The following is a 12,137-nucleotide window of genomic DNA, read 5'->3' on the forward strand; positions in this document are numbered from 1 at the left end:
GGGGTACCCGACATACGTAATTCAGTTTGTTTCCCACTGTTACAACCCCCTAGGGTGGTGTACGTAAAATGTTGAGCAGAATGTGATCTGGTCAACACAGTTAGTCCAATAATCTACAGAAAAGGACCAACGTGGCTTCATCAAAAAATACACAAGCCAATGATGCCGTCGACCGCACACCCACTGCGGCTGCAGACGACTCCGCACGGCAACGCGACGAAATTCCCTCCGACCTCAAAGCTTACGACCGCAGCTGGGTATTCAGCTTGTTCGGTACCGCCGTCGGCGCCGGAATTTTGTTCCTCCCACTCAACGCTGGTATCGGCGGCTTCTGGCCGCTACTCATCGTCACACTTCTCATTCCGGGAATGACGTACTTTTCTCACCGTGCGCTGTCGCGGTTCGTCTGCCTCTCCCCGGGGTACGCCGATGACATCACGGTCGTCGCAGCTCAGTACTTTGGCAAGATTCCCGGCTGGATCATCACGATCCTCTACTTCCTCGCGATTTACCCCATCGTGCTCATCTACGGTGTCTCCATCACCAACACCGTGAACTCCTTCTTCGTCAACCAGATGGGTTGGCCCGAAGTACCCCGCGCGATCCTCTCCGCGATCCTCATCGCCGCCATGATGGCCGTGCTGCTGTGGGGCGAGCGCCTCATGCTTATCGTCACCGGCTGGATGGTGTACCCGCTCATCGCTTGCTTGTTCGGCGTATCCATCTACCTCATCCCCTCCTGGGACTTCCGTGGTCTCATGGAAATTGGCGATAACTCCCCGAGTTCCATCATCTACTCGGTGTTCATCATCATTCCGGTCATGGTGTTCGCATTCAACCACTCCCCGGCAATCTCCCAGTTCTCCGTTGCCATGCAGCGCGCACACGGCTCGCGCTCCACTCAGCACGCATCACGCGTCCTGTTCTGGACGATGATCCTCCTCGTCGTGTTCACGATGTTCTTCGTCTGGTCCTGCGTCCTTGCACTCGGCCCCGACGGCATGGCTGAGGCCAAGGAACAGAACCTCCCGGTTCTGTCCTACCTGGCCAACGTGCACGGCAACCCCCTGATCTCCTACCTCGGACCGTTGGTAGCCTTTGCCGCCATCGTCTCCAGCTTCTTCGGCCACTACCTCGGTGCCGCTGAGGGCGCTGCCGGACTCGTTCGTGCCTCTGCACCCGCTTTTGTGGAAAAGGTAGGGATGAAGGCAATCAATACCGGTGTCGCCGTGTTTATGTTCGTCACAACCTGGATCGCGGCGATCATGAACCCCTCGATTCTGTCCATCATCGAATCGCTCTCCGGCCCTGTTATCGCGTCCATCTTGTACCTCATGCCGATGATCGCGATCTACACCGTCGATGTGTTCAAGCCATACCGCAAGAACGCATCGAATATCTTCGTTATCGTGACCGGCCTGATCGCTATTAGTGGCATCTTCCTCGGTCTCGTCCACCTGTTCTCCTAAGTAAAAGAACCGGCGTACCGCGAAACGACCTTCCCCTGCCCGCAACGGGCAGGGGATTTCTTGTGCAGAAAATGAGTGTGCGGGCAACAGCTACAAGCGACGATTCACCCATCGGACTCAGCCTACAGACATAGACAACAACGCACCCAACATACTTCTGCGCTCGTACTATTTTCCAACAGAGGACGTACAAGCTGGAAAGTTCGTTTTTAGTCCATTCGCGCACTGTGCACGATGAGGCGGACGGCGCTCTTGGCCAGGATCCGCTCGCCGCTGGTACAGGTCACGTTCCACAGGTGCAGCGTTTTTCCGCAGTGCACGGCCTGCGCCGTCACGGTGATCGTGCCGTGCGCTGCGGACGAGACGAAATCGGTGGAATTGGAGATGCCCGCAACTCCCCGGGCTCCCGCAGTGGCCACGAGCCCACCAACAGATGCCGCCGATTCCGCCAGTGCTGAGTACACACCACCGTGAACGATACCGAAAGGCTGGGTGACGCGGTCTGTGATCTCCAACTCCATTGTTACCGTTCCGCGGGAAATAGCCGTGTATCGCGCCCCGAGCGTGCTGTCCAACCCGCCGGTGGCAGCGTTAAATTCCGCTATTTCCTGCTCATCGAGAGGGCGGGAATGGGCACGGGCACATAACTCTTGCAGCTTCATGGCCTTAAGGCTACCGCGATTGCGGGGTTCCGGCTCGTGTGAAGGAAAAAGTTGGCAACTTTGTTGCCGAGACTGCTCTCCCACCGGCGGACTAGGTACGATACTAAGTATGACAGAAGCAACTCCTGACAAGAAGGCCCAAATCGGCGTCGTTGGACTCGCCATCATGGGTTCCAACCTCGCCCGCAACTTCGCTTCCAAGGGCTACACCGTCGCCGTCTACAACCGCACCTTCGCCAAGACACAGGCGCTCATGGAAAACCACGGCTCCGAGGGAGATTTCCTCCCGTCCGAAACCATCGAGGATTTCGTGGCTAGCCTCGAAAAGCCACGCCGTGCCATGATCATGGTTCAGGCCGGTGCCGCCACCGATGCCGTCATTGAGCAGCTCGCCGATGCGATGGAGGAAGGCGACATCATCATCGATGGCGGTAACTCTCTGTTCACCGACACCATCCGCCGCGAGAAGGCAATCCGCGCCCGTGGCCTGCACTACGTTGGCACCGGCGTGTCTGGTGGCGAGGAAGGCGCACTTCACGGCCCGTCGATTATGCCCGGCGGCACGGAGAAGGCGTACGAATCTCTCGGACCGCTTCTGGAATCCATCTCTGCTCACGTCGACGGCGAGCCGTGCTGCACGCACGTCGGCTCCGATGGTGCAGGACACTTTGTGAAGATGGTACACAACGGCATCGAATACGCTGACATGCAGGTCATCGGCGAGGCTTACGATCTCCTGCGTCGCGTTGGCGGGCTGGATACCGATGAGATCTCCGAGATCTTTGGCGAGTGGAACAAGGGTGACCTGAACTCTTACCTGGTTGAGATCACCGCTCAGGTTCTCGCCCATAAGGATGCTGAGACGGGCAAACCGCTTGTCGACGTCATTGTGGATGCGGCCGGCCAGAAGGGTACCGGTCGGTGGACGGCCAAGGAAGCTCTCGACCTCGGCATCCCGGTCACTGGTATTGGTGAAGCCGTCTTCGCCCGTGCACTGTCCTCCAGCCTCGACCAGCGCGCTGCTGCGCAGGACAAACTGCCCTCCGGCACCCTGTCTGAGGAAGCTGTGGACAAGGATCAATTTGTCGAGGACGTTCGTCGCGCTCTGTACGCCTCGAAGCTCGTTGCCTACGCTCAGGGCTTCGACGAGATCCTTGCCGGGGCGAAGGAATACAACTGGACGATTAAGCCCGGTGAGCTTGCCAAGATCTGGCGCGGGGGCTGCATCATCCGCGCAACCTTCCTCAACCGCATTACCGATGCCTTTGAGAAGAACCCGGAGCTTCCGTCTCTTCTGCTCGACCCGTACTTCAACGGTGAGCTCGATGGTCTGGTGGACTCTTGGCGCCGCGTTGTCGTTGAGGCAACAAAGCGCGGAGTGCCGGTGCCCGTGTTCGCATCGTCACTGAGCTACTACGACGGTCTGCGTTCCAACCGCCTGCCCGCCGCTCTCATCCAAGGTCAGCGCGACTTCTTTGGTGCTCACACCTACAAGCGTGTGGACAAGGAAGGCACCTTCCACACCCTGTGGTCTGAGGATCGCTCGGAAGTTGAGTACTAAATAATTTTTGTCTCGCACCCGCGTTTTGTCTGTCAAAGCGCGGGTGCTGTTGTTTCCACTGTTATGCTATGTGTGATCACTGATGGACATATTTTTAAGTATTTTATCCCTCGTTGGCTTCGTCGCCCTCACGGGGCTTACAGGCCTGTTCGTTGCCATTGAGTTCGCAATCACAGGTCTCGAGAGGGCAACGATCGACAGCCACGTTAAACAGGTTGGCGACCGCCGAGCGCTGGCGATCAAAGAGGCGCACAACAATCTGTCTTTTGAGCTTTCCGGTGCCCAGCTGGGCATCACCATCACCACACTGGCTACTGGTTACCTCGCAGAACCGGTTCTCTCTACATACTTCACCCCTCTCCTCACTCTCGTGGGACTTAGTGAAGAGCTCGCGACCTCCGTGGCACTCATTCTCGCGCTTATCGTTGCCACGCTCCTTTCCATGGTCTACGGCGAATTGGTGCCCAAGAACCTAGCCATTACTAAACCCCTGGCAACTGCCCGCTTCGTCGTCCCGCCCGTCCAGATCTTTAATAAGGTTTTCTCTTGGTTCATCAAAGCACTCAACTGGGCGGCAAACGCGCTAGTACGAAAGCTCGGCGTTGAACCAGCCGACGAGCTCGCGTCGGCCCGCACCCCGCAGGAGCTCGGCGCTTTGGTGCGAAACTCCGCTAATCAGGGCAAGTTTGATCAGTCCGAAGCCCAGATGCTCGATCGTTCGCTCAAGTTTGGCGAATCGGATGCTGATGAGTTCATGACACCACGGTCTACCATTGTTTCTTTGCAAGCCGATGACACTGTTAACGACCTCCTGCGCGTCGCCATCGACACCGGCTACTCTCGCTTCCCCGTTGTCAACGGTGATCTGGATGAGACGCTCGGCGTTGTCCACGTGAAGTCAGCCTTCGGCGTGCCGCGCGATAAGCGCTCAACAACTCAGGTCATCGAGCTTGCTCGCACAGTGCCCGTCGTCCCCGAATCCCTCGACGGCGATGCCGTGCTCAAGGCTGTCCGTTCTGCAGGATCGCAGGTCGTCCTCATCGCGGACGAATACGGCGGTACTGCCGGTTTTGTCACGATGGAAGATGTGGTGGAAGAAATCCTCGGCGAGGTGTACGACGAACACGACGATGCCTACGAGGAGCAGGAATACCGGAAAGCGGGCACACACAGTTGGGACGTTTCTGGTCTCGCTCGCGTGGATGAGCTGCCAGATAAGATCGGGTACTACGCACCCGAGGGCCCATACGAATCACTCGGTGGTCTCATCATGGCCACGCTCGGGGCGATACCCGAGGGCGGGGAAACCGTCCTTTTGCCCGAAACAGATAGGGATTACCTCGACGAATTCGAGTCCGGACTCCCCGGTCGGTGGATCGCACGCGTCACACAGATGGACGGAATGCGCATCGATCGAGCCCTGTTGACCCCCATCACGAACGAGGAAGCGGAGGCGATGCAGCAATGAGTATCTGGACGGCATCCCTCCTCATCATCGTATTGCTGCTGTTCAACGCTTTCTTCGTGGGCGGCGAGTTTGCTCTCATCTCCTCTCGCAAGGATCGTCTGGAAACCCTCGTCAGCCAGGGGAATCATCGTGCACGCACCGTCCTTGACGCGATGGAGCATCTCTCCCTCATGCTCGCGGCCGCGCAGCTCGGCGTGACTATTGCCTCACTTATTTTGGGCAAGCTCGGCGAACCCGCGATCGCTCACCTTCTGGAGCGTCCCTTTGCGGCTATGGCCATTCCGGCAGACCTCCTCCACCCGTTGTCTTTTGCGATCTCCCTTTTCATCATCACGTTCCTCCACATTCTGCTCGGCGAGATGGTGCCGAAGAACCTCGCGATCGCAGGCCCCGAATCGACGGCGCTGATACTCGTCCCGCCACTCATTGCTTTTGAAAAGATCACTCGGCCGTTCATCCACTTTGTGAACTGGATCGCACGGATGACACTCAAAGCCTTCGGGATCGAGCAAAAAGACGAGCTTGATTCCACTGTTGATTCCTCCTCGCTCGCCGCGATGATCGCGGAGTCTCGTTCCGAGGGGCTTATCGACGCCGAGGAGCACGTTCGACTGAAGAAGGCGCTGGGTGCTGCCCGACGCAGGGTGAAGGAATTGTGTATCCCCCTGGACAAGGTCATCTCCGTTCCTCTGAACCCGACTGTCAAGCAGCTCGAGGCCGCTGTAGCTGAAACGGGTTTCTCCCGCTTCCCCGTCCGCTCGACCACAGGTTTTGTCGGCTACATCCATGTCAAGGATGTACTAGAGAAGATGGTGTCCGAGGATCCCGGAGCAGAGGACGAGATTATTGAACGCTCGGAGATCCGTTCGCTGAAGGTCATGGATGCTGCCACGCCCATGGACGATGCCCTGCGGATCCTGCGCCGCGACCGCGCCCACATGGGTCTCATCACAGAGAATGGGAAAATTCTCGGAATGGTCGCTCTGGAGGACCTCATCGAGGAGTACGTAGGAACGGTGCGTGACTGGACGCATGAGTAGGCCCCAGAAAGTACTAAGCGCAAGCGAATGGATGCCGCTCGCCCGTGCCCACGAGGAGAGCGTCGACACGCTCACCAAAGCCCACCTCGACCGGCACGCGCGGGGTGAGAAACATCCCGTGTGGGACTTCATTTTTGACTACTACCGCAACTCGCCCGGAAAGTTCCGGCGCTGGCATCCGGGAGCAGGCATCGCCATCGCGCGCGCATGCCCGCACGCGAACTGGAAGTACTACGTCAGCGATGGCGACATCACCTGGTGCGATACCGATGCGTTCCTAGCCAAGCGTGGAAAAACCGCGCGTTACGTAGCCAATCTGTTGCGTGCGACGACCGCACACACCGCCCACTATGACTGCTTCTGCCTGCACGAATGGGCGATGTGCTACAAGGAAACGCCCCGCCACTCGCTTCCACTGCGCCTCGGCTCCGACGGCGTTGTCGACGTTGTGGACAGCCACGATATCCGCTGCACCCACTACGATGCGTTCCGCTTCTTCACCGATGCCGCCCGGTCCCTCAACCAAACGCAACTCACGCGGGATCTGCAGCCCGTGATGGAGCAAGCCGGCTGTTTGCATGCGACGATGGACCTGTACAAGTGGGCGTTCAAGATGGAACCACTCATTACCAGCGACATCACTGTAGATGCCTTTCTCCTCGCCTGCGATGCGCGCATTCTCGATATGCAGGCATCACCGTATGACTGCCGCGCCTTCGGGCTCGATCCTGTCGCGGTGGAGACGACAGAGGGAAAAGCCCAGTTCGTGCATCGACAACGCGAACTCGCCCGGCGTGGCACTGCCATCCGCTCGCGCCTGTTGACGGCACTCGAAGCCGCCGGAGTAGACACTCCCTAACTGGAGACAACCAGCACCCCGCGCATTGCTTACAATGGAAATAACCCTCGCCTGCACGGGTGAGCTTTAGACCGCACGACCAAACATAGAAGGTGGACTTACTGTGGCACGTCATTCGACCGGGGAAAACAACTACTCCGTGTCAAAGGGATTCGTCGCCCTTCTGGCGGTACTTCTTCTCGTCATCGCCGGAGGCATCTACGCCTGGGTCAACAGAGACTCAGACACCCCGGGAAATGCCAAGGCAGACTGCCCTGAGGGTTCAGCTTCGTTTCACGTCGCCGCAAGCAATGACAGTGGCCTTGTCCAACTGCTACAGCAATACTCAGACACTGCTCCCGTCGTCCAGGACCACTGTGTGACGGGCACTGTAAGGGAAGACATTGAAAGCGCCGCCGGCGTGGCGATAGCTGGCTCTCCAGATGGCGTGCACCAGTTCCTCGCGGCATCCGGTCGCTCCGGTGCGTCGGAAAACTGGCCCATCGCGGCGCAAACACAACTGGGGCTAGTTCACAAAGATGGCGCGGACTTCCCCGGCGGAGATTGGTCGAATCTCAAAGACCTAGACATCGCATTCCCTGCGGATAACCCCACTGTCTCGGCGGCTGTGGCCGTGGCTCTTGCAAACGGTGACGCGGCAGTTGCTTCCCAGCTTCTGGAAAAAGGTCAGGTCGAATCCCTTGATAGCGCTGTTTCCGAAGGTCGCCCAATCATCGCTGCAACCCAAGCGCAGAGACCGGAGGGATACTCCTTCTATAACCCTGACGACTACGCACTATCCACCTACTACGTGCCTCTTACCTCCACGGACAAGGTCCCTGAGCTGCAGGCACGCGCTGCCTTCGATTTCGGTTCGTTCCTCGAATCCCAGGATTCCTTCCGTCAACCGGATGAAACCCACGCGTCCTGGCTCGCCACTGCTTCCGCTATCGCGGGTAATTCGTCGGGTACCGGTACGTCCGAGCAGAAACAGGCAGCTCCCGCCGTTGATTTCAGTGAGCCGCGAGACACGCTTGTACTCCTTGATACCTCCGCCGCCATGGGCAACGTTGCTAACGGGTCCGACAATTCGTGGCTAACAGAGGCGCAGTCGGCCGTCGCCGACTATGCCCGCGCCGTCGGTGGCGCTGGGACGAGCATCTCACTGTGGAATTATTCATCCCCGCTTAATCCGGGCGTGACGAAGGGATGGCGCCAGAACGTCACCTTCGATGAGGGTGCAGGTGGGGAAGCAGCAGCGAACCACGTCGTCATCCTCGGTTCCGGCGGCGAGTCGTGGACACGTTCCAGCGTAGTTGCAGCTCTCGGCACCGCCGCAGATAGGAGCCGGGCGATCCAGAAGCCGGTGAACCTTACCGTTCTCACCACCGGAACGGCAGATCTCGCTGACGACACGGCCTACACCGATGAGCTCAATGCAACTCGCGGCGATGCTGATGTCCGCGTCAATGTCATCCATATAGGTAAGGGCGATCACGATCAGGCACTCGAGAACTGGGCCGCAGATGCGACCGGTGGTCTCGTTACCGATGCTGCTACTCCGCAGGCGCTTCGTGTGGCCTTGCAGAGCCTAAGCCCCACGCAGTAGCTTTGAGCGCACACTTCAATGCCCGGCCCGTTGTGGCCGGGCTTTTCGCTTCTCGACGACGTTCTGTTCCGGACGTGCCGTCACGGTTCGCCTGCCTGTGGATGGTGTTTCGTTTGAGTGGCCCGGCGTGCTAGCTCTAATTGCTAGCCCGGTAGCCGCCACCCCGCAACCCGGCTAACACAACCCGGCTAGCACGAGGTGGGCTGGGGCTGCCGCCTAAACGGAACTGCGCCCGCTTATGCCAATCCGTAGGCCTCTTCTCCAGTTTCTCTACCTGCGTCTCAATGGCCCAGAGGAAACGAAACGTACGGCCGGGTGGCCGCCTCGCGGGTGCCACTGCACGCGAAGGCAGTCATAAGACCGGGGTCGCTCCTCCCGCTCTTCACGACGGGAGTCGTGGTGGTGACATCTGGACGTAGTGGCATCGGGGCGCTGGGGACATCGGGACAGAGTGGCGCACAAGTTCCGCTGTGGACTCGCCAAACGCACCGCCTGTAACCTCAATCGCCTGCTCCAAGCTGCGTGTGAGACTAAAGCGTCAAACGAAATGTCCTCTAGGAAGTCAAGCGGATTCACGAACTCGGCCACAGGGAAACGTGTCACCGTCACAGATAGCCTTACAAAACGGAAATACTCATGCTTCCCGTCGGCCTCCACCCGCATCAGACATGGTCATTTACGGATCTAAGGAAACAACCCCGACCTGATGCACACTGCTCCCAGCAATAGATTAGAAGAAAAAGCCGCACGGGGAGGATGACTTACCCGTGCGGCTTTGTAATACGAAGCTAGGAAAGCTTGCGGCGACGACGCTCAGCCAGTTCGTCCACACCCGTGGACTCGCCCTCTGCTGGTTGGTCTAGTCGCTCGTGCGGGAACTGCGTGATCGTACCCGTAAGATCCTTCATAATGCTCGGCACGGCGATACCGAACACGCCTTGTCCGCCGTTGAGCAGGTCGATAACTTCTCCGGCGGAGCGACACTCATACACAGTCTTGCCGTCGGAAACGAGGGTGATAGTCGCAAGATCATTGACACCAAGATCGCGCAGCTTTTCAACGGCAGAACGAATATTTTGCAAGGAAATACCGGTGTCCAGCAGCCCCTTCACAATTTTCAGAACAAGAATGTCACGGAACGAATACAGGCGCTGCGAGCCCGAACCGTGAGCACCGCGGATGGAAGGCTGCACCAGGTTGGTTCGATCCCAGTAATCAAGCTGGCGGTAGGTGATCCCGGCAACCTGGCAGGTTGTGGGAACACGGTAGCCAACTTCTTCATCGGGTCCGATGTCGAAAAGGGACTCTTGCATCGGGCGATCATCGTTTACCATGTGTCATCCTTTAGTCGTGGTGTTTACCTACATTTCCAATGTGCAAAGCAGAACCACCTTGCAACTCTGAAGTTCAACTTTAACACTAGTCACATCCGTGTAGTTTACAAGTTGTAGACGGCGTGTCGTATGAAAAAAGCGCCACACGTACAGCATGGCGCTTTAAACTCACTGGTCATCGGGGTTCTCTAAGTCAAGCTTCAAATCACTTTCACTGATTCCCAAGTCACCCATGAGAGCCGAAAACTCATCGTCGTCTGAAATGTCAATATCGCTCGGATCGAATTGAATGTGTTCGCCCTGCGGTTGGAGGGGTACCGTACCTTCAAATAGATCGAAAAGATCCGTTTGTTCATCAACGGAAAGTCCACATTCACAGAGGACATCCTCTCCGATATACAACGTATCTTCGATGAGATCGGCCATGACCAGTGCATCCGTCGGCCGACAGTCGATCTCCTCACCGTTTCTCAAATAAATGGTGGCATAAAACACACCGTCGGAATAGCCGGTTATCGCAACTTTGTCCACGCCAATGTCTTCAATCCGATCCAGGAGCAGATCCACCCCTTCTGGGCGATTTGGGGGTCGCACGAGCCGTCGCTCTAGATGGACAGCTGAACTTCCGGGCACCCACACGGGGAGGAGAACATTCCCAACCCGAAAGCTCAGGCATGCGTAGGTACGGTCGAAGGAGTACCAGACCTGATCCATGATTGCTTCGCGCAGAGCCGGTTTCTTCCCCATCGCATTAACTCCTGAGAGCGTTCTTCAAGAGGGTCGCATGCAGAGACACGACGAGCGCAGCGATCTCCTGCTGTTTTTCGTCTGCCCGGTGCTTCGCTGTGTCATCCCGTCCCATGGCGAGGGGCTGCGTTACCTGTTCCACGATGTCCGATTGGCGAATCGCCGCGTTCTTCAAGCTCTTGAGATGGCGCGACTGAAGTCCTGCATCGGTCAGGCGTGCGACAGTGGTGACAATTGCCATGTCATCTGCCGTGAAATATCCCGCAGGATCAGGGGTGATGAGTCCCAGCTTGATGCACTCGAATACGAGATCCTCGTCCGCACCGGAGCCGTTGGCGAGATCCACATCGGAAAGTCGCACGGGAGCAGGATCGCGGAAGTTCTCCGGGCTAACCACGGGAGTCGACGATGACGCACTCATGATTGAGGCGACCTCACCGGCGTCGATAGCCTCTAATTGTTCCCGAATGACCTTTAACGGCAGATAATGATCCCGCTGTGTAATGAGGATGTAACGCAGGCGCTCGACATCGTCCTCGGTGTAGCGACGGTATCCAGAGGATGTCCGGGATGGAGAGATGAGTCCCTCCGACTCCAGGAACCGGATTTTAGATACGGTTACGTCTGGAAATTCCTCGTTAATGCGCTTGAGCACGACACCAATCGACATTGTTTTCTTTGCCCTGGGAATCCGCCCACCTCGGGCGGATTCATAAACAGAGGAAGCTACCTCATTTTTACGTGCAGGAACGCTCACAACACCCTCTTCTAACAAAACCTACCGTTATGGTTTCAGATTGTACCCTCACCACCACCTTAACGGCACGCCGTAAACAATCAAGGACACAGTCTTTACAAAAGGCCTTTCCGTGTAACGGAAAGGCCTGGGTATTAGTTTGGTATTAGTTTGGACTATTTGGCTTGAAGGTACACGAGGCGGAACTTGCCAATCTGTACCTCATCGCCTGAGGACAGCACCTGGCTGTTCTGAGGTTCACGGTTAACATACGTACCGTTGAGGCTTCCCACGTCGGTGACCTCGTAACCACCGTCAACCTTCTTAAATTCCGCGTGACGGCGCGAGACCGTTACGTCATCAAGCAGGATGTCGGAATCGGGGTGACGACCAGCAGTCGTTACCGGCTGGTCGAGAAGGAACCGTGCGCCAGCGTTCGGGCCCCGCTTGACCACGAGCAGCGCTGAGCCGGAAGGAAGGCTATCCGCGTTGAGTCCCGGTTGCGAACCCGTGTTTGCGCTCGACTCCATTTCCTTCAAGAGGTCTGCGCGGAAAACGGAGGTAGTTTCTACCTGTGCCTCAGGAATCTCGTTATGGTCTGCCATTAAGCGGCCTCCAATTCTCGTAGAAAAAGCATGCGGTTGCTTTCAACTATAGCCAGTTCGACGCGCCA

General features: G+C 57.5%; 11 protein-coding genes. 6 read left to right on the top strand and 5 right to left on the bottom strand.

Annotation, left to right across the window (positions count from 1 at the left end; all coding sequences use genetic code 11):
- Positions 1 to 131: 131 nt before the first annotated feature.
- Positions 132 to 1,469 (top strand): SLC5/6 family protein, encoded by a 1,338-nt coding sequence (locus tag HMPREF3044_RS03275; protein ID WP_005393887.1) that lies wholly within the window; start codon positions 132 to 134, stop codon positions 1,467 to 1,469.
- 209 nt (positions 1,470 to 1,678) lie between these two features.
- Here HMPREF3044_RS03275 and HMPREF3044_RS03280 read toward each other — a convergent pair whose 3' ends face one another.
- On the bottom strand, positions 1,679 to 2,131 hold the full coding sequence (locus HMPREF3044_RS03280; RefSeq protein ID WP_070739297.1) for a PaaI family thioesterase: 453 nt from the start codon (positions 2,129 to 2,131) through the stop codon (positions 1,679 to 1,681).
- Between the two features lie 109 nt (positions 2,132 to 2,240).
- Between HMPREF3044_RS03280 and gndA the strand changes: the two genes are divergently transcribed.
- From gndA to HMPREF3044_RS03305, 5 genes are all read left to right on the top strand, one after another.
- On the top strand, positions 2,241 to 3,692 hold the full coding sequence (gene gndA, locus HMPREF3044_RS03285) for an NADP-dependent phosphogluconate dehydrogenase (protein WP_070739300.1): 1,452 nt from the start codon (positions 2,241 to 2,243) through the stop codon (positions 3,690 to 3,692).
- Between the two features lie 82 nt (positions 3,693 to 3,774).
- Entirely contained in the window at positions 3,775 to 5,160 is a 1,386-nt protein-coding gene (locus HMPREF3044_RS03290) for a hemolysin family protein (RefSeq protein WP_005393885.1), read from the top strand.
- Positions 5,157 to 6,200, top strand: coding sequence for a hemolysin family protein (locus tag HMPREF3044_RS03295; protein WP_005390158.1), 1,044 nt, complete (start codon positions 5,157 to 5,159; stop codon positions 6,198 to 6,200). Before HMPREF3044_RS03290 ends, HMPREF3044_RS03295 begins: the two co-directional genes overlap by 4 nt.
- A complete protein-coding gene (locus HMPREF3044_RS03300) occupies positions 6,193 to 7,059 on the top strand; it encodes a 3-methyladenine DNA glycosylase (protein WP_070739303.1) in 867 nt (288 codons plus the stop codon). The genes HMPREF3044_RS03295 and HMPREF3044_RS03300 overlap by 8 nt, the downstream gene beginning before the upstream one ends.
- Before the next feature lie 103 nt (positions 7,060 to 7,162).
- Positions 7,163 to 8,647 (top strand): hypothetical protein, encoded by a 1,485-nt coding sequence (locus HMPREF3044_RS03305; protein WP_246820868.1) that lies wholly within the window; start codon positions 7,163 to 7,165, stop codon positions 8,645 to 8,647.
- Between the two features lie 788 nt (positions 8,648 to 9,435).
- Here the strand turns inward: HMPREF3044_RS03305 and HMPREF3044_RS03310 are convergent.
- The 4 genes from HMPREF3044_RS03310 to odhI form a co-directional block, all read right to left on the bottom strand.
- The gene (locus HMPREF3044_RS03310) at positions 9,436 to 9,981 is read right to left on the bottom strand and encodes a MerR family transcriptional regulator (protein WP_005390165.1); all 546 of its coding nucleotides are present in this window, start codon (positions 9,979 to 9,981) and stop codon (positions 9,436 to 9,438) included.
- Between the two features lie 168 nt (positions 9,982 to 10,149).
- Positions 10,150 to 10,728 (bottom strand): bifunctional nuclease domain-containing protein, encoded by a 579-nt coding sequence (locus HMPREF3044_RS03315; protein WP_005390167.1) that lies wholly within the window; start codon positions 10,726 to 10,728, stop codon positions 10,150 to 10,152.
- 4 nt (positions 10,729 to 10,732) lie between these two features.
- On the bottom strand, positions 10,733 to 11,398 hold the full coding sequence (locus tag HMPREF3044_RS03320) for a transcriptional regulator FtsR (RefSeq protein WP_070739306.1): 666 nt from the start codon (positions 11,396 to 11,398) through the stop codon (positions 10,733 to 10,735).
- Positions 11,399 to 11,640: 242 nt separating this feature from the next.
- Positions 11,641 to 12,069: an oxoglutarate dehydrogenase inhibitor Odhl gene (gene odhI / locus HMPREF3044_RS03325; RefSeq protein ID WP_005390169.1), complete on the bottom strand. Its 429-nt coding sequence runs from the start codon at positions 12,067 to 12,069 to the stop codon at positions 11,641 to 11,643.
- Between the last annotated feature and the right edge of the window lie 68 nt (positions 12,070 to 12,137).

It is taken from the genome of Corynebacterium sp. HMSC073D01, from assembly GCF_001815555.1.
GTDB lineage: Bacteria > Actinomycetota > Actinomycetes > Mycobacteriales > Mycobacteriaceae > Corynebacterium > Corynebacterium glucuronolyticum.

Coding starts and splice junctions, on each gene's coding strand:
- HMPREF3044_RS03280 (WP_070739297.1), bottom strand. CDS start 2,131: ATGAAGCTGCAAGAGTTATGTGCCCGTGCCCATTCCCGCCCTCTCGAT.
- gndA (WP_070739300.1), top strand. CDS start 2,241: ATGACAGAAGCAACTCCTGACAAGAAGGCCCAAATCGGCGTCGTTGGA.
- HMPREF3044_RS03290 (WP_005393885.1), top strand. CDS start 3,775: ATGGACATATTTTTAAGTATTTTATCCCTCGTTGGCTTCGTCGCCCTC.
- HMPREF3044_RS03295 (WP_005390158.1), top strand. CDS start 5,157: ATGAGTATCTGGACGGCATCCCTCCTCATCATCGTATTGCTGCTGTTC.
- HMPREF3044_RS03300 (WP_070739303.1), top strand. CDS start 6,193: ATGAGTAGGCCCCAGAAAGTACTAAGCGCAAGCGAATGGATGCCGCTC.
- HMPREF3044_RS03310 (WP_005390165.1), bottom strand. CDS start 9,981: ATGGTAAACGATGATCGCCCGATGCAAGAGTCCCTTTTCGACATCGGA.
- HMPREF3044_RS03315 (WP_005390167.1), bottom strand. CDS start 10,728: ATGGGGAAGAAACCGGCTCTGCGCGAAGCAATCATGGATCAGGTCTGG.
- HMPREF3044_RS03320 (WP_070739306.1), bottom strand. CDS start 11,398: ATGTCGATTGGTGTCGTGCTCAAGCGCATTAACGAGGAATTTCCAGAC.
- odhI (WP_005390169.1), bottom strand. CDS start 12,069: ATGGCAGACCATAACGAGATTCCTGAGGCACAGGTAGAAACTACCTCC.